This is a genomic window from Nonomuraea sp. NPDC049646 (assembly GCF_044465525.1).
GTDB lineage: Bacteria > Actinomycetota > Actinomycetes > Streptosporangiales > Streptosporangiaceae > Nonomuraea.
Genome location: NZ_JBITLU010000007.1, coordinates 208,419 through 230,276, shown reverse-complemented (window position 1 = coordinate 230,276; position 21,858 = coordinate 208,419). Strand labels below are relative to the sequence as shown.

At 72.7% G+C, this 21,858-nt stretch carries 22 protein-coding genes; 18 read left to right on the top strand and 4 right to left on the bottom strand.

What is annotated here, in order from left to right; genetic code table 11:
- Positions 1-101: 101 nt before the first annotated feature.
- Entirely contained in the window at positions 102-1,904 is a 1,803-nt protein-coding gene (locus ACIBQ8_RS22330) for an ABC transporter ATP-binding protein (RefSeq protein ID WP_397192993.1), read from the top strand.
- Positions 1,901-3,679, top strand: coding sequence for an ABC transporter ATP-binding protein (locus ACIBQ8_RS22325; RefSeq protein ID WP_397171419.1), 1,779 nt, complete (start codon positions 1,901-1,903; stop codon positions 3,677-3,679). Before ACIBQ8_RS22330 ends, ACIBQ8_RS22325 begins: the two co-directional genes overlap by 4 nt.
- A gap of 10 nt (positions 3,680-3,689) precedes the next feature.
- On the opposite strand, the gene ACIBQ8_RS22320 is transcribed toward ACIBQ8_RS22325, so the two are convergent.
- Positions 3,690-4,079 (bottom strand): ATP-binding protein, encoded by a 390-nt coding sequence (locus tag ACIBQ8_RS22320; protein ID WP_397171421.1) that lies wholly within the window; start codon positions 4,077-4,079, stop codon positions 3,690-3,692.
- A complete protein-coding gene (locus tag ACIBQ8_RS22315) occupies positions 4,072-4,908 on the bottom strand; it encodes an MEDS domain-containing protein (protein WP_397192877.1) in 837 nt (278 codons plus the stop codon). The genes ACIBQ8_RS22320 and ACIBQ8_RS22315 overlap by 8 nt, the downstream gene beginning before the upstream one ends.
- A gap of 141 nt (positions 4,909-5,049) precedes the next feature.
- Between ACIBQ8_RS22315 and ACIBQ8_RS22310 the strand changes: the two genes are divergently transcribed.
- From ACIBQ8_RS22310 to trpA, 9 genes are all read left to right on the top strand, one after another.
- On the top strand, positions 5,050-5,424 hold the full coding sequence (locus ACIBQ8_RS22310; RefSeq protein WP_397171425.1) for an STAS domain-containing protein: 375 nt from the start codon (positions 5,050-5,052) through the stop codon (positions 5,422-5,424).
- 8 nt (positions 5,425-5,432) lie between these two features.
- Entirely contained in the window at positions 5,433-5,768 is a 336-nt protein-coding gene (gene hisI, locus ACIBQ8_RS22305; protein ID WP_397192876.1) for a phosphoribosyl-AMP cyclohydrolase, read from the top strand.
- An 11-nt stretch (positions 5,769-5,779) separates the two neighbouring features.
- A complete protein-coding gene (locus ACIBQ8_RS22300; RefSeq protein WP_397192875.1) occupies positions 5,780-6,436 on the top strand; it encodes a Trp biosynthesis-associated membrane protein in 657 nt (218 codons plus the stop codon).
- Positions 6,437-6,543: 107 nt separating this feature from the next.
- Positions 6,544-7,215, top strand: coding sequence for a DUF4190 domain-containing protein (locus ACIBQ8_RS22295; RefSeq protein ID WP_397171431.1), 672 nt, complete (start codon positions 6,544-6,546; stop codon positions 7,213-7,215).
- Between the two features lie 144 nt (positions 7,216-7,359).
- Positions 7,360-7,926 (top strand): CD225/dispanin family protein, encoded by a 567-nt coding sequence (locus ACIBQ8_RS22290; RefSeq protein ID WP_397171432.1) that lies wholly within the window; start codon positions 7,360-7,362, stop codon positions 7,924-7,926.
- Positions 7,927-7,945: 19 nt separating this feature from the next.
- Positions 7,946-8,377: a DUF2752 domain-containing protein gene (locus ACIBQ8_RS22285; protein WP_397171433.1), complete on the top strand. Its 432-nt coding sequence runs from the start codon at positions 7,946-7,948 to the stop codon at positions 8,375-8,377.
- A gap of 119 nt (positions 8,378-8,496) precedes the next feature.
- Positions 8,497-9,336, top strand: coding sequence for an indole-3-glycerol phosphate synthase TrpC (gene trpC, locus ACIBQ8_RS22280; RefSeq protein WP_125630391.1), 840 nt, complete (start codon positions 8,497-8,499; stop codon positions 9,334-9,336).
- A gap of 20 nt (positions 9,337-9,356) precedes the next feature.
- Positions 9,357-10,580 (top strand): tryptophan synthase subunit beta, encoded by a 1,224-nt coding sequence (gene trpB, locus ACIBQ8_RS22275; RefSeq protein WP_397192992.1) that lies wholly within the window; start codon positions 9,357-9,359, stop codon positions 10,578-10,580.
- 85 nt (positions 10,581-10,665) lie between these two features.
- On the top strand, positions 10,666-11,460 hold the full coding sequence (gene trpA / locus ACIBQ8_RS22270; RefSeq protein WP_357968156.1) for a tryptophan synthase subunit alpha: 795 nt from the start codon (positions 10,666-10,668) through the stop codon (positions 11,458-11,460).
- A gap of 82 nt (positions 11,461-11,542) precedes the next feature.
- Here the strand turns inward: trpA and ACIBQ8_RS22265 are convergent, their stop codons facing one another.
- Positions 11,543-13,270 carry a beta-galactosidase family protein gene (locus tag ACIBQ8_RS22265; protein ID WP_397192874.1) on the bottom strand — a complete coding sequence of 576 codons (1,728 nt, stop codon included), beginning with the start codon at positions 13,268-13,270 and terminating at the stop codon, positions 11,543-11,545.
- Between the two features lie 106 nt (positions 13,271-13,376).
- On the opposite strand from ACIBQ8_RS22265, the gene ACIBQ8_RS22260 reads away from it, so the two are divergent.
- From ACIBQ8_RS22260 to ACIBQ8_RS22230, 7 genes are all read left to right on the top strand, one after another.
- A complete protein-coding gene (locus tag ACIBQ8_RS22260; protein WP_397192873.1) occupies positions 13,377-14,216 on the top strand; it encodes a helix-turn-helix transcriptional regulator in 840 nt (279 codons plus the stop codon).
- Positions 14,217-14,360: 144 nt separating this feature from the next.
- Positions 14,361-14,870: a MauE/DoxX family redox-associated membrane protein gene (locus ACIBQ8_RS22255; protein WP_357968163.1), complete on the top strand. Its 510-nt coding sequence runs from the start codon at positions 14,361-14,363 to the stop codon at positions 14,868-14,870.
- Positions 14,842-15,606 carry a DsbA family protein gene (locus tag ACIBQ8_RS22250; protein ID WP_397192872.1) on the top strand — a complete coding sequence of 255 codons (765 nt, stop codon included), beginning with the start codon at positions 14,842-14,844 and terminating at the stop codon, positions 15,604-15,606. The genes ACIBQ8_RS22255 and ACIBQ8_RS22250 overlap by 29 nt, the downstream gene beginning before the upstream one ends.
- 27 nt (positions 15,607-15,633) lie before the next feature.
- Positions 15,634-16,641, top strand: coding sequence for a prolipoprotein diacylglyceryl transferase (gene lgt / locus ACIBQ8_RS22245; RefSeq protein WP_397192871.1), 1,008 nt, complete (start codon positions 15,634-15,636; stop codon positions 16,639-16,641).
- Positions 16,638-17,342 carry a VIT1/CCC1 transporter family protein gene (locus tag ACIBQ8_RS22240; RefSeq protein WP_397171442.1) on the top strand — a complete coding sequence of 235 codons (705 nt, stop codon included), beginning with the start codon at positions 16,638-16,640 and terminating at the stop codon, positions 17,340-17,342. The genes lgt and ACIBQ8_RS22240 overlap by 4 nt, the downstream gene beginning before the upstream one ends.
- 1,088 nt (positions 17,343-18,430) lie before the next feature.
- Complete coding sequence (locus ACIBQ8_RS22235) at positions 18,431-19,435, top strand: hypothetical protein (protein ID WP_397171444.1); 1,005 nt, start codon at positions 18,431-18,433, stop codon at positions 19,433-19,435.
- A 67-nt stretch (positions 19,436-19,502) separates the two neighbouring features.
- Positions 19,503-20,093 carry a hypothetical protein gene (locus tag ACIBQ8_RS22230; RefSeq protein WP_397171445.1) on the top strand — a complete coding sequence of 197 codons (591 nt, stop codon included), beginning with the start codon at positions 19,503-19,505 and terminating at the stop codon, positions 20,091-20,093.
- Between the two features lie 42 nt (positions 20,094-20,135).
- Here the strand turns inward: ACIBQ8_RS22230 and ACIBQ8_RS22225 are convergent, their stop codons facing one another.
- A complete protein-coding gene (locus ACIBQ8_RS22225; RefSeq protein WP_397192870.1) occupies positions 20,136-21,677 on the bottom strand; it encodes a bis-aminopropyl spermidine synthase family protein in 1,542 nt (513 codons plus the stop codon).
- Positions 21,678-21,858 lie beyond the last annotated feature (181 nt).

The window sequence follows — 21,858 nt, the reverse complement described above, 5'->3', positions numbered from 1 at the left end:
GTGGGAATAAGGAGACGATCGGCCGTGATAGGGACATAGATAGAAATATCGACGTTTGAAGGGAAAAATATCGAGTGGCGAGCAAGGTCACCTCGGCCGTCATGCGTCAAGGACTGCGGGTCCTTGGGGTGGCCATTCGCACGGAGAGAGCCGTGTTCGCGATGGCCGCGCTGGCCAGCGCGGTCTACGGCGGCATGACCGTCGCCTCGGCCTGGGCACTGGGCTGGGCGACGCAGAACGTGGTGCTGCCCGCCTTCGACCAGGGCCGGACCTCCGCCGGCGCCATGTGGACCGGAGCACTGCTGATCATCGGCACCGCGCTGCTCAAGGCGATCGGCGTGGCGGGGCGGCGCATCCTGGCCGGCGTCGTGCAGTACCGCATGCAGGCCAGGTCGCGCAGGGACGTGACCAAGCAGTACCTGCGGCTGCCGCTGTCCTGGCACCACCGGCACCCGACCGGGCAACTGCTGTCCAACGCCAGCGCCGACGCCGAGGCCGCCTGGGCGCCGCTCGCGCCGCTGCCGATGGCCGTCGGCGTGCTGGTCATGCTGTTCACCGCGGCCGTCGCCATGCTGTTCACCGACCTGGTGCTCGCGCTGGTGGGCTTCCTGATCTTCCCGGCCATCGCCGTGCTGAACCTGATCTACCAGCGCCGGCTCAGCCCCCTGGCCACCCGCGCCCAGCAGTTGCGCGCCGAGGTGAGCGAGATCGCGCACGAGAGCTTCGACGGCGCCCTGGTCATCAAGACCCTCGGCCGCGAGGAGCTGGAGACCGACCGGTTCCGCCGCCGCGCCCACGAGCTGCGCGACGCCAACATCGCCGTCGGCCGGGTGCGCGGGCTGTTCGACCCCATGCTGGAGGCGCTGCCCACGATCGGCGTGCTGGCCGTGCTGGCGGTCGGCGCGCTGCGCCTTTCCACCGGCTCGATCGACTCCGGCGATCTGGTGCAGGTCGCCTACCTGTTCACGCTGCTGGCCTTCCCGATCAGGGCGCTGGGCTGGGTGCTGGCCGAGCTGCCGCGCAGCGTCGTCGGCTGGCAGCGGGTGCAGGCCGTGCTCGACGCCGAGGGCTCCATGGACTACGGCGACACGCCCGTGGCCGCGTCCGGGCCCGCCGAGCTGAAGGTGGCCGGCGTGTCCTACGCCTACGACCAGGCCAAGGTGCTGCACGACGTCACCTTCGACGTGCCGCCCGGCCGTACCGTGGCCCTGGTGGGGCCGACCGGGTCGGGCAAGTCGACGCTGGTCCAGCTCCTGGTCCGGCTCGTCGACCCCGACTCCGGGCAGGTGCTGCTCGACGGCGTCGACGTGCGCGACCTGCCCTACGGCGCCATCGCCGCCTCCGCCGCCCTGGTGCCGCAGCAGACGTTCCTGTTCGACGACACCGTACGCGGCAACGTCGCGCTCGGCCTGGACGCCGCCGACGAGGACGTGCGGGCGGCGCTGCGCCTGGCCCAGGCCGACGGCTTCGTCGGCCGCCTGGGCGACGGGCTCGACACCCGCGTCGGCGAGCGCGGCGCCTCGCTGTCCGGCGGCCAGCGCCAGCGCATCGCGCTGGCCCGCGCGGTGGTCCGCCGCCCCCGCCTGCTCATCCTGGACGACGCCACCTCCAGCGTGGACCCCCAGGTCGAGGCCAAGATCCTGCACGGGCTGCGGGACACCGCGCACGCCTCCACCGTCGTGGTCGTCGCCTACCGGATGGCCACCATCGCCCTGGCCGACGAGGTGGTCTACCTCGACCACGGCCGGGTCGTGGACCGCGGGACCCACGAGGAGCTGCTCGTGCGCTGCCCCGGCTACCGCAACCTGGTGACCGCCTACGAGCGCGAGGAGGCCGAACGGGCCGCCATCGACCTGTCGCCTGCGGGGGACGCCGAAGAGGAAGAGGAAGAGGTCAGCGCATGAGCGAGGCGCTCCAGGGCAACGTCGAGCGGTCGGCGCTGGCCACCATCTGGCACGGCCTGTCGCTCACCCCCGAGTTCCGCAAGGGCCTGGCCGGCACGCTCGGACTGGCCGTCGTGGCGACCATCGGCAAGATCATCGTGCCGATCGCGGTGCAGCAGACGATCGACACCGGCATCAAGAGCGGCACGCCGGACCTGCCGTACATCACCCGGGCCGTCCTGGTGTGCGCCGCGGCCGTGCTGCTGACCGCGCTGGCCGGCTACGTCATGAACGTGCGCCTGTACAAGGCCACCGAGTCCTCGCTGGCCAGCCTGCGCGTGCGCGGGTTCCGGCACGTGCACGACCTGTCGGTGCTCACCCAGAACAGCGAGCGGCGCGGCGCGCTGGTCTCGCGGGTCACCAACGACATCGACCAGATCAGCACGTTCATGCAGTGGGGCGGGCTGATGATCATCGTGGCGTTCGGCCAGCTCTTCGTGGCCAGCGTGCTCATGCTGGTCTACTCCTGGCAGCTCACGCTGCTGGTGTGGGTGTGCTTCGTGCCGCTGATGATCGCGCTGCCGCGCTTCCAGCGGCTGTTGTCGCGGGCGTACACGACCGTGCGCGAGCGGACCGGCGACATGCTGGCCGCGGTCAGCGAGTCCGTGGTCGGCGCGGCCGTCATCAGGGCCTACGCCTCAGAGCGGCGTACCGCCGACCGCATCGACAAGGCCGTGGACGCCAACCGGACCGCGCAGATCAAGGCGCAGACCATCGTCGGCTTCGTCTTCCCGCTGACCGAGATCGTCGCGGCGCTGGCCATCGCCGGGATCGTGCTGCTCGGGGTCCGGCTCGGCGTGTCCGGCGACATCACCGCGGGCAAGCTGGTGGCCTTCCTCTTCCTGGTCACGCTGTTCGTCTCGCCGCTGCAGACCGCCACCGAGGTGCTGAACGAGGCCCAGAACGCGGTGGCCGGGTACCGCCGCATCCTGGGCGTCCTGGACACCCCGCCGGACGTCGCCGACCCCGGCGACAAGGGCGTGCGGCTGCCCAGGGGCCCGATCTCGGTGGCCTTCGAGAACGTGCACTTCTCCTACCCGGGCGGCCCGCCCGTGCTGCGCGAGGTCTCGCTGGAGATCCCGCCGCGCTCGCGCGTCGCCGTCGTCGGCGAGACCGGGTCGGGCAAGACCACGTTCGCCAAGCTGCTGACCCGGCTCATGGACCCGGTCGGCGGCCGCGTCACGGTGGACGGCCACGACCTGCGCGACGTGCGCTTCTCCTCCCTGCGCGAACGCATCGTCATGGTCCCCCAGGACGGCTTCCTGTTCGACGGCACCCTGGAGGACAACGTCCGGTACGGCAGGCCGCCGGCCACCCGCGAGGAGATCCAGCTCGCGATGACCGAGCTGGGCCTGGCCGACTGGGTCGAGGGCCTGCCCGCGGGCCTGGACACGCCCGTCGGCCAGCGCGGGGAGTCGCTGTCGGCGGGCGAGCGCCAGCTCGTCGCCCTGGCCCGCGCCTACCTCGCCGACCCCGACCTGCTGCTGCTGGACGAGGCCACCTCGGCCGTCGACCCGGCCACCGAGGTGCGCCTGGCCCGCGCGCTGGAGGGCGTCACCAGGGGCCGGACGGCCGTCTCGATCGCCCACCGGCTCTCGACGGCGGAGAACGCCGACGAGGTGCTGGTGTTCGACGCCGGCCGACTGGTGCAGCGCGGCCCGCACGCCGAGCTGGTCACCCAGCCGGGCGTCTACGCCGACCTGCACGCCTCCTGGGTCTCGGCGGCGCACTCCTGAGCACGCGGTCCTAGTCGAGGGCGGCGGCGAACGTCACGCTCGTGCCCGCCGGGCCGGACACGATCGTGATGTGGTCGCACAACATCCGGGTCAGCCACAGCCCCCGCCCGCGGAACTCCAGCCCCGCGGGCGGGCGCGCCTGGCCCATCCAGCCGGGCGGCAGCCCCGGGCCCTGGTCGGTGACCTCGCACCACAGCCGTCCCTCGCCCGACCAGAGCCGCAGCCGTCCCTGGCCGCCGCCGTGCAGGACCGCGTTGGTGGTGACCTCGTTGACCGCCAGCACGAAGTCCTCCAGGCGCCGCCCGCTCAGCCCCTCGTAGGCGGCCTGCTCGGCCACGGCCCTGCGCAGGAACGTGATGCGCCCGCGCGCGAAGGTCGCGCGCAGCACCTGCCTACCCATCGCCCACCCGGCGGACGACGACGTGCGTGTCCGCCCTGACCAGCCGCAGCACCCGGGCCACCCGCTCGGCGCAGACGACCACGGTCGAGCCGTAGGGCCTGGCCGCGGCCGTGACGGTCAGCAGCCGGGCCGAGCCGGCGTCGATGAAGTCGAGGTGGGAGGCGTCGATCACGACCTGCCCCGGCTCCTTCTGCAGCGGCGACAGCACCGAGCCGAACGCCGGCCTGTTGGTGAGGTCGACGTCGCCCCACACCCGCAGCCCCGGCGGCGCGGAGGTGCTGGCGAAGCGCAGCAGGGCCTGCTCGGGCGCGATGGGGTGCACCGCGGTGGCGCGCTCGATGGCGTCGAGGGGGAACAGCTCGCGGTCGTACTGGCACACCGCGGCCAGCCAGCGCTCGCCGAACAGCTCGTTGGCGGTGGCCTCGAACGCCGCCTGGGCCTGCGCGTCGCGCGCTCCCCAGGAGGCGTCGATCAGGGCGTAGACGCCGTGCTGGCCGTGCCTGCGCGCCCGGTGGTGGGCGTCGGCCAGGGCGTGCAGCAGGCGGTCGGGGTCGAGGCGGCCGCCGGTGAAGTGCGTGTCGGCGCAGGACAGGATCTCCACCTGCCCGGCCGCCTCGGCGTCGTCGAACCCCGGGACGAGCGGCGCCAGCCAGCCCCGGGTGCGCTCAGGGGTCTCCGCATGGGTGATGATCACCACCTTGGTCCGGCGGCGCAGCCCGTTGAGTGTGAACTGCCTGGTCGTCGTCATGCGCTCCCGCTCGCCCTCGAACGGCAGGCAGACGTGGTCCCCCAGATCCGGGTCGAGGACCGAGCCCGCGACGTGCACCACGATGTGTCCTCCCTAGCACGCGTCGCCTAGAAATTACCGTGATGCCCGCGATCACGTAGCGCGTTCTCGGCAAAACACACCGTCACCCGTTCCGCCGGTGTACGTTTTCGGCGGGGCCGCCCAGGAAGGGTCACGAAAGGCATGGGCGTGGACGTTCTGGAGACGACGCACAGCAGGCACGGGGAGATCGTGGTGGTCGCCCTCGCGGGCGAGGTCGACGTGGACAACGTCGCCCAGGTCAGGAAGTGCCTCGACGAGGCGATGGCGGCCGACGGCACCCGGCTGGTGGTCGACCTGACCGGGCTGACCTTCATCGACACCACGGGGCTCGGGGTCCTGGTGCGCCAGCTCGCCGCGTTGCGCGACAGGGACGGCACGATGGCGCTGGTGGCCTCCGACGGCCAGGTGCTGCGGCGGCTGCGCAGGACGAACCTGGCGGCCCTGTTCCCCATCCACGACACCTTGCCGCAGGCGCTGGCCCAGCCGGAGGCGGGAGCACGGGGGCGGGCTGGTTGAATGGCAGCATGTCCCTCGACCCCGAGATCGCCGCACGGCTGAAGCGCAACGCGGACGGCCTCGTGCCCGCCATCGCCCAGCAGCACGACACCGGCGAAGTGCTCATGATGGCCTGGATGAACGACGAGGCGCTGCATCGCACGCTCACCACCGGCCGGGCCACCTACTGGTCGCGCAGCCGCGACGAGCTGTGGGTCAAGGGCGACACCTCGGGCAACGTCCAGCACGTCAAGAGCGTGGCCCTCGACTGCGACGGCGACACGATCCTGCTCAAGGTCGACCAGGTCGGCGCCGCGTGCCACACCGGCGACCGCACCTGCTTCGACGCCGGTTCGCTCGGTTAGCGGCTTCCGGCATGACGTCTGGTGAGGTTTCCGGCAAAGGCTCCGGGAACGGGCGGCGCGAGTTGTGGGCGTGGCTGGCGCTGACCGTCCTGGGGAGCTGCCTCGTGCTGCTGGCGGCCGGTCAGGTGTGGGTGCGGGTGCTCGGCGCGCAGGCCGCCGACGCGGCCGCGCCGACCGGCGGCGACCTGAGCCCCGTGCTCTCGCCGCTGGGGCTGGCGGGGCTGGCGGGCGTGGTCGCCGTGCCGGCGACCAAGGGCGCCGGGCGCCGGGTCGTCGGCGCGCTGGTCGCGCTCTGCGGCGCGGGCGCGGCGGCGGGCACGTGGGCGGGGCTGGCCTCGAACACCGTGACCGGCTGGCTGCGCGAGCACAACGCGGTCCGCGCGGTGGCCGGCCTGCCGTGGGAGCCGGTGCCGGGCTGGCCGGTCGTGGCCGGGCTCGGCGCGTTCCTGCTCCTGGCCGGCGGCGTGCTGGCCGCGGTGCGCGGCGGCAGGTGGGCGGGCATGTCGTCGCGCTACGACAGGGCGGCCGACGCGACGGGCGAGCGGGCGGGCGAGCCGGCCGGCGAGCGGGCGGGCGCGGTCGCGGCCCGCAGGGGCCATGAGGACCGCGAGCTGTGGGACGCGCTCGACCGCGGCGACGACCCGACGGAGTCCCCGGAACCCCGCTGAGGTCGGTAGTTACGAAATCTCCACGGTTCTGAACCTCTGTCTGCTTGGCAAACGTTTTCTCAATAAGCTGCCGGTGCAACTCGTCAAAAGACAAGAGGAGCCAGCTCATGAGCTACGGGGACCAGGGCGGCAGCGGGGGCTACGGCGCGCAGCCCCCCGGCGGCGGCTACGGCCAGCAGCCGCCCACCGGCGGCGGCTACGGCCAGGGCCCGGGCTACGGCCAGCAGCCCCAGAACAACGGGGGCTACGGCCAGCAGCCGCAGAGCGGCGGCGGTTACGGTCAGCAGCCCCAGAGCGGCGGCGGTTACAACCAGCAGCCGCCCAGCGGCGGCGGTTACGGCTACAACCAGCAGCCGCCGAGCTACCCGCAGGAGCCCCTGGGGTACGGCCAGCAGCCCCAGCCCCCGAGCGGCGGCTACGCCCAGCCCGGCTACGGCCAGCAGAATTACGGGCAGCAGGGCTACGGCCAGCCCGGCTACGGCCAGTACGGCGCCCCGCAGCCCCGCTCCACCAACGGCATGGCGGTGGCCTCGCTCATCCTGGGCATCGTCGGCCTGGTCACCTGCGGGGCGACCAGCATCGTCGGCGTCGTCCTCGGCCACATCGCGCTCAACCGCATCAAGCGCACGGGGGAGGAGGGCCAGGGCATGGCGATGGGCGGCCTGGTGACCTCCTACATCATGGTCGTGCTGTTCGTACTCTTCTGGATCTTCTTCGGCGGCTTCTGGCTGACCCTGATCGGCCTCGGCTCGGCGGCCTCCGTCAGCGACTACTCGTGAACGGGCGGGGCGCAGCGTGACGCCCCGCTTGCGGTGTGATTACGAATTGTCCGCAACGTGGGCGTTAGTCCACGTAGGGGATGCTTTATCGCTAGGCTGCCGCGCGCAACTCGCTTCACGCTGACGACATGAGGAGTCACGAGCATGAGTTACGGAAACCAGGGCGACGGCGGTTACGGCGCCCAGCCGCCCGGCGGCGGTTACGGGCAGCAGCCGCCGAGCGGTGGTGGCGGCTACGGCCAGCAGCCGCCCAGCGGCGGCGGTTACGGCGGCGGCTACGGCCAGCAGCCTCCGAGTGGCGGCGGCTATGGTGAGCAGCCCCCCGGTGGCGGCTACGGCCAGCAGCCCCCGAGCGGTGGCGGCTACGGCCAGCCCCCTGGCGGCGGTTACGGGCAGCCGCCCGGTGGCTACCCCGGTGGCGGTTACGGCCCCGGCGGCACCCCGCCGGACAACCAGCTGGTCCCGGCGATCCTCACCACCCTGTTCTGCTGCCTGCCCCTCGGCATCGTGGCGATCGTGAAGTCGTCGCAGGTCAACTCCAAGTGGCAGGTCGGCGACGTCCAGGGCGCCATGCAGGCCGCCGAGGAGGCCAAGACCTGGTGGAAGCGCAGCCTGATCTTCGGCATCATCGCCATCGTCCTGCTCATCATCTTCTACGTGGTGGTGTTCGTGCTGCTCGCCGCCTCGACGAGCAGCTACGGCTCGTACTGACAAGCGGGATACTGAAAGCATGGACATCGCAACAACCGGGCGGCGGGGGACGGGGCGGCTGAAGGGCCTGCTCGCGCCGCTCGGTGTTGCGGCCGCGACGGGCGCCGTGTTCGGGGTGGTCGGCGTGGTCGACCCCAACCAGCCCGGCCACTATCCGACCTGCCCGTTCCTGTGGGTCACCGGCCTCTACTGCCCGGGCTGCGGCACGCTGCGCACCATCCACGCGCTGGCCCACCTCGACCCGGTGGCCGCCCTGGGGCTCAATCCGCTGGCCGTCGCCATGATCCCGTTCCTGCTGTTCTGGTGGGGCCGGTGGGTCGTACGGGCGTGGCAGGGCAGGCCGCGGCGCACCACTTTGGCCCATCCGGCGTGGCTGTGGGCCTTCCTCGCGGTCGTGATGGTCTACTGGGTCGTCCGAAACCTCCCCTTCGGGGCGTTCCTCGCGCCGTAGTACGGGCCCTGTGGCGAGGTGACCCCGGTGGGGCCGATACCATCGCAGGACAAGGCCGAGAGCGGACGCGAGGCGAACTCTCTGCCACCCCCACTGTCAACCGGAGGGACCCCAAGCGCGTGAGTGAGCGGACGGAAGGACCGAGTGTCCTCGACGACATCCTCGAAGGGGTGCGCGCCGATCTCGCCGCACGTCAGCAGGCCGTGTCGATCGACGAGCTCAAGCGGCGAGCCGAGCGGGCCCAGGGGCCCAGAGACGCGATGGCCGCCCTCGGGGGTGACAGGATCTCGGTGATCGCCGAGGTCAAGCGGTCGAGCCCGTCCAAGGGCGCGCTCGCCGCCATCGCCGACCCCGCCGCGCTTGCGGCCGACTACGAGGCCGGCGGGGCCCACGTGATCAGCGTGCTGACCGAGCGGCGCAAGTTCGGGGGCAGCCTGGAGGACCTGGCGGCCGTCCGCGCCCGCGTCGACATCCCCATCCTGCGTAAAGATTTCATCCTCACCTCCTACCAGCTCTGGGAGGCCCGGGCCCACGGCGCCGACCTGGCGCTGCTGATGGTCGTCTGCCTGGAGCAGGAGGCGCTGGTGTCGCTGATCGAGCGGGCCGAGTCCATCGGGCTCACCCCGCTGGTCGAGGTGCACACCGAGGAGGAGCTGGAGCGGGCGGTCGCCGCCGGGGCGCGGGTCATCGGGGTCAACGCGCGTAATTTGAAGACTCTTGAGGTCGACCGCGACGTCTTCGCGAAGCTGGCGCCGAAGATCCCGGATAATGTGATCAAGATCGCCGAGTCGGGCGTGCGCGGCCCGCACGACCTGCTCGCCTACGCCAGGGGTGGCGCCGACGCCGTCCTGGTGGGGGAGAGCCTGGTCACCGGCAAGGATCCGCGCAAGGCCGTGGAGGCGCTGGTGACCGCCGGCGCTCACCCGTCGACGCGCCCCGACCACTCAGCAGAGGGATAGCAGTGGCTAACGAAGGCTCCATCCTCAGCGCCGCCGACCTGGCCGGTGGCGCCGCGTACGGCAACGACCCCGACCTGCACGGCAAGTTCGGCATCTTCGGCGGCCGCTACGTGCCCGAGGCGCTGATCCCCGCGCTCGACGAGGTGGCCGCCGTCTACGACAAGGCCAAGACCGACCCCGAGTTCCTGCGCGAGTTCGACCACCTGCTGCGCACCTACGCCGGCCGGCCGACCACGCTGACCGACGTGCCGCGCTTCAGCCAGGAGGCCGGCGGCGCGCGCATCGTGCTCAAGCGGGAAGACCTCACCCACACCGGCGCCCACAAGATCAACAACGTGCTCGGCCAGGCGCTGCTGACCAGGCGCCTGGGCAAGAAGCGGGTGATCGCCGAGACCGGCGCCGGCCAGCACGGCGTGGCCACGGCCACCGCGGCCGCGCTGCTCGGCCTGGAGTGCGTCATCTACATGGGCGCGGTCGACTGCGAGCGCCAGGCGCTCAACGTGGCCCGGATGAAGCTGCTCGGCGCCACCGTGGTGCCCGTCCACAACGGCTCCAAGACGCTGAAGGACGCCATCAACGAGGCGTTCCGCGACTGGGTGACCAACGTCGACACCACCCACTACCTGTTCGGCACCGTCGCCGGCCCCCACCCGTTCCCCGAGATCGTGCGCGACTTCGCCCGCATCATCGGCGTCGAGGCCCGCCGCCAGATGCAGGAGCTGACCGGCGCCCTGCCCGACGCCGTGTGCGCGGCGGTCGGCGGCGGCAGCAACGCCATCGGCATCTTCCACGCCTTCATCGGCGACGAGGGCGTGGCCCTGCACGGCTACGAGGCGGCCGGCCACGGCCTGGAGAGCGGCGAGCACGCGCTCACCCTCACCGCCGGCTCGGTGGGCGTGCTGCACGGCTCGCGCACGTACGTGCTCCAGGACGACGAGGGCCAGACGATCGAGTCCCACTCGATCTCGGCCGGCCTCGACTACCCGGGCGTCGGCCCCGAGCACGCCTGGCTGAAGGACTCCGGCCGCGCCACCTACCACGGCGTCACCGACGACGAGGCCATGGCGGCGTTCTCGCTGCTGGCCAGGACCGAGGGCATCATCCCGGCCATCGAGTCCTCCCACGCGCTGGCGGGCGCGCTGAAGCTGGGCCGCGAGCTCGGCCCCGAGTCGACGATCCTGGTCAACCTGTCCGGGCGCGGCGACAAGGACATGGGCACCGCCATGAAGTACTTCAACCTCTGACGCCCTCGGCAGCGCGGCGCGGGTGACCGGACGACGGCCCGCGTCAGGGCATCATGGTGGGACTCGACCTTCGAAACGGACAGACATGACGACTCTTCAGACGGTTTTCGCCAAGGCGAAGGCGGACAACCGGGCCGCGCTCGTCGGCTACCTGCCTGCCGGCTTCCCGTCCAAGGACGGCGCGATCGCCGCCGCCGCGGCCCTGGTCGAGGCGGGCTGCGACGTCATCGAGATCGGCCTGCCCTACTCCGACCCGCTCATGGACGGGCCGACGATCCAGGACGCGGTGCACCGCTCGCTGGTCAACGGCACCCGCATCGCCGACGTGATGCGCACCGTCGAGGGGGTCGCCGCCACGGGCGCCGCCACGCTCGTCATGACGTACTGGAACCCGATCGACCGCTACGGCGCCGACCGGTTCGCCCGCGACCTGGCCAACGCGGGCGGCGTGGGCACGATCACGCCCGACCTGACGCCGGAGGAGTCCGAGCCGTGGCGCACCGCCTCGGCCGCGGCGGGCATCGACACGGTGTTCCTGGTGGCGCCCAGCTCCACGGAGGAGCGCATCAAGGCCGTGGTCGACTGCTGCACCGGCTTCGTCTACGCCGCCTCGCTGATGGGCGTCACAGGCGCCAGGGAGAGCGTGAACTCGGCGGCCGAGGGCCTGGTCAAGCGCACCCGCGCGCACACCGACCTGCCCGTGTGCGTGGGCCTGGGCGTCGGCACGGGCGCGCAGGCGGCCGAGGTGGCCCGCTACGCCGACGGCGTGATCGTCGGGTCGGCGTTCATCCGCCGCATCCTCGACGCGCCCGACGAGGCCGCCGGGCGCGAGTCGATCATGGCGCTGGCCGGCGACATGGCCCGCGGCGTGCGCCGCTGAGTCCTCTGCGGGCTGTCCCGATCATCACGAAGGCGCGTCCCCTGAGCGGGGGCGCGCCTTCCGTCATGTCGTGCCGCGGGGGTCAGCCCAGGTCGGGTTCCGCGCGCAGTTCCACGGCCGGGCCCACCTGGTCCAGCTCCAGGACGACGATCTCGTTCGTCCCGGCGTGCAGCAGCGGGGCCGGGACGTAGAGGGTGCGCTGCGGGCCGCGGTCCCAGTAGCGGCCCAGGCAGAAGCCGTTCACCCAGACGTACCCCTTGCCCCAGCCGGGCAGCGCCAGGAACGTGTCGGCGGGCTCGTCCACCTCCAGGACGAACCGGAAGAACGACCTGGGCCCGGCCTGCGCGCCGTCGGCGAACGGCACCGCGGAGACGTCCCGCAGCGGGATCGGCCGCGCGCTCCACCCGTTCAGGTACTGCTGGTGGTGCAGGACCCCGCCGGTCAGGCCCTTGCTCTCGCCGGTCAGCGGCCCGTAGTTCGTCCGTCCCATCGACTCCACCAGCAGCTCCACCGTGGCGGGGCCGGACACCGTCACCTCCGGCTCCTCGGCGTCGCGCTCGAACACCCCGGCGAGCCGGCCGTCCACGAACACGTGCGCCCGGTCGCGCAGCCCCGGCAGCCGCAGCCGGTACGCGCCGCGCGGCCCCGGCACCTGCGCCCTGTACAGCACCAGCCCGTGCTCCAGCCCCAGCTCCTCGAACGACGGCGGCACCGGCGCGCTCGCCGGCGGCCCCGCCACCGCCTCCAGCGCGTCGACCAGCGGCACCGACTGGACCGGCCGCAACGTCGCCGGCGGCAGCACGGCCGGGACCGGCGGCACCGCCGGCGGCTCGCCCGCGAAGCGCGACAACACCTCGCGGAAGCGCCAGAACTTCTCGGTCGGCGCCCCGCGCTCGTCGATCGGCGCGTCGTAGTCGTAGGAGGTCACGGTCGGCCGCCAGTCGCCCATCGCCCGCTCGCCGGCCTGGTTGGCGCCCGCCCAGGTGCCGAAGTTGGTGCCGCCGTGCGCCATGTACAGGTTCACCGACGCGCCGAGTTCGAGGATGCGCTCCAGGACGGCGGCCGCGTCACCGGCGTCCCTGGTCATGTGCTTGTGGCCCCAGTGGTCGAACCAGCCGCACCAGAACTCCATGCAGAACGGCGGGTCGTCCGGCCGGTGCTCGCGCAGCGCGGCGAACGCCCGGTCGGGGTCGGAGCCGAAGTTCACCGTGGCCAGCACGCCCGGCAGGGTGCCGCCGGTCAGGTACCAGTCGGCCGGGCCGTCGGAGGTGAACAGGGGCACCTCGACGCCCCTGGCCGTCAGGCCGTCGGCCAGGTGCCGCAGGTAGGCCGGGTCGCTGCCGTAGGAGCCGTACTCGTTCTCCACCTGGACCATGATCACGTTGCCGCCGCGGGTCACCTGCCGCTCGACGACCTGGGGGAGCAGCCGGTCGAAGTAGCGGTCCACGTGGCCCAGGTACTCGGGGTCGCAGGTCCTGATCCGGCCGGTGAGCCAGGCGGGCAGGCCTCCGTTGTCCCATTCCGCGCAGATGTACGGGCCCGGCCGCACGATCGCCAGCAGCCCCTCCTCGGCCGCCGCGTCCAGGAACGCGCCCAGCTCCTCCAGCCGGTGGAACTCGCCCCTGCGCGGCTCGTGCAGGTTCCACGGCACGTACGTCTCGACGGTGTTCAGCCCCATCGCCCGCAGCATCGCCAGCCGGTGCCGCCACTGGCCGGGATGCACCCGGAAGTAGTGCATGGCGCCCGACAACACCCTGAACTCCGCACCGTCGAGCCGGAACACTCCGTTCTCGACCGAGAAAACACCCATAACTCTTCCTCCGGTAGGATTTCGCGCCCCGCAACCCTGCCAAGACCGCAGGTCAACGGCCATGGACAAACCCAGACAACCTGTTGGACTCACCCGCGGAGACCGGATGACCCCGCCCTACGACAAGTGGATGCAGTACCTGACCCCGGGCCCCGCCCATCGCGGGCTCGGCCTGGTGTGCCTCGGCGTCGGGCGGCAGGAGGGGCGGCTGCCCACGGTCGGGCCGCGCACCCTGCAGCACCACGTTGCCGTCCTGGTGACCGCGGGCCGCGGCTGGTTCTCCCAGGGGGAGGGGCCCGTCGTAGACGTCGTCGCGCCCGCCGTCATCTGGCTCCTGCCCGGCGTACGCCACCACTACGCGCCCGACGAGGCCGGCTGGGACGAGTGGTTCGTCGACTTCACCGGCCCCGCCGCCACCGCCTACCAGGACCTCGGCTTCGTGGACGCGGACAACCCGGTCACCCCGCTCACCACGGCCGAACCGGCCGCCCACGCCATCGGCCGCATCGCCCAGGCGTGCCGCAGGGGCGGCCCGTACCTGGAGGTGGAGACCTCGGCCATCGTGCACGAGGTCCTGGTCGCCCTCAGGCGCGGCCGCGCCGACGAGGACCCCTACGGCGACCCGGTGCTGGCCGGGCTGGCCAGGGACGCCTGCCTGCCGGTGCCGGTCGCCGAGCACGCCAGGCGCCTCGGCATGCCGCTGACCGAGCTGCGCCGCGCCGTGCGCCGGCTGGCCGGGTGCAGCCCCAAGGACTACGTGCTGTCCATCAGGCTCAACCGGGCCAAGGACCTGCTGGCCACCACCGACCTGCCGGTCGCCGCCGTGGCCCGGCGCGTCGGCTACGACGACCCGGCCTATTTCACCAGGTTGTTCACCCGCCGCGCCGGTCTGCCGCCGAGCGAATTCCGGGCGCAGCAGTATCGTGGACTTCCTACCATTTCATGAACGGGACTCTGCCTTAGCCGACGCTTATCCCGAGCGTGATCGGATGATGTCCCGGTACTGTGCGCATTCCCGGCGCAGAGAAAGAGGAGATCACCCGTGGCCGCGTCACAACCGTCACACAACGGCAGATCGGCGATACCCTGGGTGACGACCGTCGCCCGGCTGATCCTGGGGGGCGTGCTGATCGCGGCGGGGGCGCTGAAGATCGGCAATCCGTCCGACTCCGTGGTCGCGGTCAAGGCGTACCAGTTGCTGCCCGAGTCGATCGCCGAGATGGTGGGCTACGTCCTGCCGATCCTGGAGATCGTCGTCGGCGTGCTCCTGGTCGTCGGTCTGCTGACCAGGGTGGCAGCGGTGATCGCCGCGCTGCTCATGTTCGCCTTCGTGTTCGGCATCGCCTGGGCCTGGGCGCACGGCCTGCGGATCGACTGCGGCTGCTTCGGCGGCGGCGGCCAGCTGGAGACAGGGCAAGAGCCGGCCTACCTGCTCGACATCCTGCGCGACTTCGGCCTGGTGCTGCTCGGCGCATGGACGGCCCGCTTCCCGCCGGGACGGTTCGCCCTCGACGGGGCGCTCGGACTGGCGGGTGCCGAGGAGGACACAGGTGACGAAGAGGAGATCGAGGATGAACAAAGCGCAGCGCACCAAGTCTGACCAGAACATGTCGGCGCGCGAGAAGATCAGAGAGCAGCAGGCGGCGGCCCGTGCCCAGGAGAAGCGCAGGAAGCTGGTGACCTACACCACGGCGGCCGTGGTCGCGGTGGCCGCGGTCGGCCTCGGCGCCTGGTACACGATCAGCTCCTCCAAGTCGGAGGAGGCCGGGGCCGAGCTCGCGCCGATCACCCTGCAGCCCGACGGCAGCGCGGTGATGGCCAAGGCGGGCGTGACGCAGCCGGTGGTCGACGTCTACGAGGACTTCCAGTGCCCGGTCTGCAAGGAGCTGGAGCGGGTCAGCGGCTCGACCTTCAAGAACCTGGCCGCCGAGGGCAAGGCCAAGGTCGTCTTCCACCCGATCACGATCTTCTCCAGGGAGCCGACGAAGGGCAACTCCGTACGCGCGGCCGCGGCCGCCCGCTGCGTCGCCGACGGCAAGCAGTGGATGGCCTTCCACGACCTGATCTACAAGAACCAGCCGGCCGAGACCGTCGAGGGGTTCAAGACCGACCAGCTCGTCGAGTGGGGCAAGGAGGCCGGGGTCACCTCGCCCGATTTCGAGAGTTGCGTCACGTCCCAGAAGCACGCGCCCACCGTGCTGACCGACAGTGCGAAGATCATGTCGGCGCAGTCGATCGAGGGCACGCCCACCGTGAAGCTCAACGGCACCGGCATCGGCGAGGCGGCGTTCTCGCCGCAGCAACTTCGCGATGCGGTCACGAAGGCCGCCAAGTAGCCGCAGGCTGCGCTACCCTCACCTGACATGCCCCTAGCCTCGATTCCCAGCCCTTCCCAGGGGGTCTGGTATCTCGGAATCATCCCGATCCGGGCCTATGCACTGTGCATCGTGCTCGGCGTCGTCGTCGCCGTCTGGCTGAGCGAGCGGCGCTGGGTCGCCCGCGGCGGCCAGAAGGGGACGATCATCGACATCGCCGTCCCCGCGGTGATCTTCGGTCTGATCGGCGGCCGGCTCTACCACGTCATCACCGACTGGCAGACCTACTTCGGCAGCCGTGCGATCAAGGAGCCGTACCAGGCCCTGTTCATCTGGGAGGGCGGGCTCGGCATCTGGGGCGCGATCGCGCTCGGCGGCGTCGGCGTGTGGTGGGCCGTGCGCAAGCGCGGCATCTCCATGAGCGCCGTCGCCGACACGGTCGCGCCGGGCATCGCCTTCGCGCAGGCCATCGGCCGCTGGGGCAACTGGTTCAACCAGGAGCTCTACGGCGGCCCGACCACGCTGCCGTGGGGCCTGGAGATCGACGTCGACCACGGCGGCGAGCCGGGCGTCCTGTACCACCCGACCTTCCTGTACGAGTCGTTGTGGGACGTCGCGCTCGGCTTCCTGCTCATCCTGGCGGGCAAGCGGTTCGCGCTGCGGCACGGGCGGCTGTTCGCCCTGTACGTCGCCGGCTACACGCTGGGCCGCTTCTGGATCGAGGGCCTGCGCATCGACCCTGTCGGCGGGGTCGACCACGCGGTGACCTTCCTCAGCCTGCGGCTCAACCAGTGGACGTCCATCGTGCTGTTCGTCGGCGCGCTGGTCTACCTCTGGGTGACCAGGAACAAGGACACCGAGGAGCGGGTCGTGCCGCTCGACCTGGCGGTGGATCCGGCGCACGAGAGCGGCCAGGCCGATCCCGGCTCGTCCGACGCGCCGGCCGCCTCGGCCGCCTCGGACGAACCCGCCGAACCCGCCGGCACCGGCGCGGGCAACGACGCGGATGACGACGCCGACGACGGTGCCGCGACGAAGGAGAAGAACCCGCGATGACCGGCGGCGCGGAGATCCACCATCGCCATCGCGACGTCAGCGGGGGCTGGTTGCGTCCCTCGGTGTTCGGCGCGATGGACGGCCTGGTGTCGAACTTCGCGCTCATCGCCGGCGTCGCGGGCGGCACCGCCAGCACCAAGGTCGTCGCCCTCAGCGGCGTGGCCGGGCTGGCGGCCGGGGCCCTGTCCATGGCGGGCGGCGAGTACGTCTCCGTGGCCAGCCAGCGCGAACTGGCCCAGGCCGAGATCGCCGTGGAGCAGCGGGAGCTCGCCGGCAACCCGGAGGCCGAGCTGGCCGAGCTGGCTCAGTCGTTCGTGGACAAGGGGGTCGAGCCCGACCTCGCCGCGGCGGTGGCCGGGCAGATCTCCCGCAATCCCGAGCGGGCCCTTGAGGTCCACGCCCAGAACGAGCTGGGTGTCGTTCCCGGCGCGCTGCCCTCGCCGAAGGTGGCGGCGGTGTCGTCGTTCCTGTCGTTCAGTGTGGGGGCGGTGCTGCCGCTCCTGCCGTACCTGTTCGGAGTCGAGGGGCTTACCTTGTCGGCCGTGGTGTCGTGCGCGGCGTTGTTCGGGGCGGGCGCGCTGGTGTCCGCCGTGACGGCGCGCAGCTGGTGGTACTCGGGGTTGCGGCAGCTCGTGGTGGGCGCGGTGGCCGCGGGCATCACGTACGGGCTGGGCAACCTGATCGGGGCGTCAGGGCTGTGAGATCGGGACGACGCTCCGGCGACTCCGCCGGCGACAACACTCCGGGCACCGGCGGACCCTTCGGCTCCGGCGGCGCTTCGGGCGGGTATGGCGGTGCTCCTGGCACCTATGACGGTTCCGGCCGTTCCAGCGGTGCTCCCGGTGTTCCCGGCGCTGCGGGCGTTCCGGGCGCTTCGGGTGCTCCTGGCGCTCCCGGCGCTCCCGGCGCTGCTGGCACTGCCGGTGGCGTCGGTGGCGGCGGCGCTCATGGCGGGGCCGACGGCGGTGCTGCTGGCGGGGGCGGTGCTGCTGGCGGGGTCGGCGGCGGGCGAGGCGGTGGTTCGCGTGGCGGGCGTGGCGCGGGGTCCGGGAGGGCTCGTCGCCGTGCCGCTGCTCGCGCTGCCGAGGCCGCGACCCCCGAGCAGCCGGTGGCCGGTGCCGAGGGCGGACAGGACCTCTGGGCGGCCCGCCGCGCCGCCCGCCCCCAACAGCCCGCCGACGCAGGCTGGGCCGCCCGCCCACCCGCCCCCCAGGGGCCCGACGCTTCCTGGCCTTCGCATCCCGCCCCTCAAGGCTCCGACGCACAGTGGGCGGCTCGTCCGGGCTCCCAGGGCTCGAACGCGCAGTGGCCCGCCGCCTCTCAGGGGTCCGACGCACAGGGGGCGGCTCGTCCGGGCTCGCAGGGTTCCAACGCGCAGTGGCCCGCTGCCTCTCAGGGATCGAACGCGCAGTGGCCTGTGGGTTCTGGGTCGCAAGGGTCCGACGCGCAGTGGCCCGCCGGGGCCGGTGCGCAGGGGGCGGACGCGCAGTGGGCGGCTCGGGGTGAGCGGAGTGACGGTCAGCGGGCCGCGTCCCCGGCTTCCGATGCCGGACGGGCCGCGCAGCCCGCTGCGCCGGCGGCGTCCATGCCTGCCGACGACGCCGACGCGCCGCGCGGCAGACGTTCCCAGCGGGGCAGACGTTCCCAGGCAGGCCCGGAGTCCAGCCGGGGCAGGCGTGCCCAGGAGGGCGGAGAGGCGTCCCGGGGGAGACGCGCCCACGACGGCGGGGAAACCGCTCGCGGGAGGAGGCGGGCGTCGGACGACGACGACTCCGTCTGGGCCGCGAGCATGGACGACCTGGCCGAGGCCGCCCGTACGGGCCGTCGAGCCGCGGCCACCGACGGCGGCGCGCAGTCCCGTCCGGGACGCCGGAGCGCCCCCGCGGACGGTGGCGGGCACGACGACGCAGAGGGTTTCGCCGCGTTCGGGGCGTCGGTATCGTCCGCGGAGTCCGGAAGGACCGGGGAGTCCGCCGAGATCCCGACCGGCTCCGGGTCGCGCAAACGACGCCGCACACCGCGTTCCGACTGGCAGTTCCCGGTGCTCACCGAGTGGGGCCTGCGCCCGGAGCAGCAGCGGCTGATCGTCATCATCGCCACGGTCATCGGCGTCGTCGCGGGCGCGGCGGGGCTGGTGGCGGTCGTCGGCTCGCTCGGCGACTACGCCCCCGAGCGGGAGGCCAGCGCCGCCGTCCTCGGCCCGGACGCCGCCATGCCGATGTCCTACCAGGGCTGGAGCTCGCCCAAGCTGTTCGCGGCGCTGGCCGACCGGGCCAAGGACAGCCGGGAGCTCACCGACAAGGAGGTCTTCGGGCAGAGCGAGCTCGCGGTCTCCAAGAAGCTCACGCTCAAGCTGGCCGCCAAGCGCATCGACGCCGACTGCTCGGCCGCCCTGTGGGGCACGGCCCTGCTGGAGAAGGTGGCCGACGCCGACTGCCTCCAGGCGGCCCGCGGCCTGTACGTCAGCTCCGACGGCCGCTACGTCGGCCAGTACACGCTGCTCAATCTCAAGGACGGCCAGTCGGCCGGCGACCTGGTCGAATCCCTGAAGACGCTCTACCGGGGCGGCTGGGCACGGCCGTTGACCTCGTCCAAGGCGGCCTTCCCGGCGGGCGGCTACTCCGAGGGCGGCGGCTACGCGCTCGGCCACTACGTCGGCCTCGTCTGGCTCGGCAAGACCGACGGCCTCGACCCCACCGCCCGGGACGACTTCGTCTCCGTCACCCTGGCCCTGCGCGGGGCCGAGAAGTCCGTCTACCGCCGCGTCGTCGCGATCACGGGACCGGCCTCGTGACGTCGCCTCGGGCGGTCGCGATCAAGGGAGCGGCCCTGATGTCCCGCGTCGGGGTGGGATGCGCGTGATGTCCCGTCGTGTCGTCGTGGTGGCGGGGGCGGCCGTGGGGGCGCTGGCGGTCGCCGTGGCCGGGTGGTTGTGGCTGCGTCCGGGGGAGCCGCGGCCGGCCGCCTTCCGGGGCGAGCCCACCTCGGCCTTCTACGCGGCCGTCGACTCCCGTCAGGCCGACGCCGCGCCGCTGACCGCGCAGGAGGTCTTCACCGCCGAGACGCAGACGCTCGGCGCGCTGCGGCGGGTCTCCACGCAGGAGCACGACGACTGCGACGAGGTCCTGTGGGGGGCGTCGGCGTCCGGGTGCACGCAGGTGCTGGCGGCGGCGTACGAGGGCGACGGGCTGGCCGGGCAGTTCGCCATCTTCAACCTGCCCGACGGGCGCGCGGCCGACGCCCTGGTGGCGGCCCTGGGCAAGGACGGCTTCGTCCGGCAGGACGCCGCGTTCGACGCCGCCCGCAGCCGTGCCCAGGCGCGTGCCATGGGCCACTACGTGACGGTGAGCTGGGCGGGCGGCACGGTCTCCGCCGACGACCTGGTCACGGCGCTGGTCGCCCTCGACGGTCTCGGCCGCGTGGTGCAGAACCGCATCCTCGCCGCCACCTGACCGCCCACCCCGTCCAGCCACCCTCTCCTGCGGGCTCCGGGGTCAGGGGATTGTGGTGGTGAGGGCGGTGACGCTGGTGGAGACGGCGGCGGGTAGGCCGCTCAGGCGGTGGAGGGGGGCTTCCAGGGGGGTCAGGTCGTCGGACCAGGGAGCGGTCTGGCGGATGAGGGTGCGGGCCTCGTTCTTGGTGAGCGCCGTGCCCTGGTCGCGGGCGACCGCGATGAGCGCCTCCCGCCAGGTGTTGGCCAGCTTGGCGTGGCCGTTGTCGAGGATCCTGCGCAGCACCGCGCCGGCCGCCCCGGCGGGCTGCGGGCGGCGTACGGCGTCGAGCGCCCCGCCCGTGCGGCGGAACTCGTAGACGGCGGACAGCGCCTCCGGCAGCGAGGGCAGGTCGGCCCCCCACACGCGTACGTGCGCCGCGCGGGTGGCGAGCAGCACGCGGGGGAGCGCCGCCTCCAGCCCCGGCGGCAGCGCGACGGCCACCCGCTCGACGGCCGCCGCGTACGGCTTGGCCAGCCAGGTCGCCAGCCGCACCCGGGCCTGGGGCAGCTCCTTGGGCCACTCGCCCACCAGCAGGTCAGCCTCGAACCCGGCCAGATCGGAGGCCGGGACCGCCGCCGGGGCCGACTCGACCGACTGGGGGCCCTGGGTGTAGATGGCCGTGGCCTGACGGCCCAGCCGGGCGTTGACCGCCGGGCGGGTCTTGGTGGTGGGACGCAGCAGGTAGAGGTCGGCCGCCGAGCCGATCGCCTCCGCCCCGAAATAGCGATTGAAATCCGGATAGATCGCCTCATAGGCGAGGTTGAGCTCCGACAACGCCTGCTGAACCTTGAACGCCAGCATCGGCGTACGCTCGCTGGCCCCGTACGCCACCAGCACCCGCCCGTCGTCCTTCAGCCCCTCCACGGCGCGCGCCGCGAACAGCCCGATCCCCTCCGGCGTGTACGGCGGGTCGGTGAAGGCCAGGTCGTGCTCCCGCGCCGAGGCCGGCAGCCCGAGCCGCAGGTCGGCCCAGCGCGTGCGGACCCCGAGCCCCTGCTCGTCGATGTAGGCCAGGATGCGCTCGTCGACGTCGACCACCGTGACGTCGGTCTCGGGATGGACCAGCTTGACGGCCAGCGAGGTCAGGTCGTGGTCGCCGACGCACAGCAGCCGCGCCCCGGGCAGCCAGAACCGCGCCCCGAGCAGCAGCGCGCGCCGCAGGGCCGTCTCGGGAGTGGCCGAGACGTGGTCGAGCACGTGACGGGCCCGCGGCGCGCCCGCGACCAGCGCGGTCAGGCGTTCGAGCACGCCGGGGTAGTGGGGGAGCATGTGGGCCACCGGGTCTTCGGGCGGCGGCGCCATGGCCAGCAGGTCCTGATAGGCGGGCGTGTCGCCGGGCGGCACCCGGAACCTCTCGCCCGAGCGCTCCAGGCGCACCTCGCGCAGCAGCGCCTCGACGGTCCGCCGGGAGGTGGCGGTCTCCCTGACCAGACCTGCCAGGGACCACCACTGGCCGTCGCACAGGAGGGTGAGGGCGTGCCGCAGCCGCCTGCCGTCGACGCCCGCCTCGGCGAGCAGGCGCTCCACCCCGTCACGATCCATGCGCCAACCCTATCGAGGGGCGGGCCCGGCTCCGGCCGCCCGCCGGGGAGGGGCGGGCCCGTTCGGGGGAGCGTCCGGGGTCTGTGAGGGCCATGGGACAACAGGGGCGTGAACTGGGAATTCTGATGGCCGGGTCCGGGGTTTGGGATGGGGAGTTCGGATGCTGGAACCCTGCGCAATG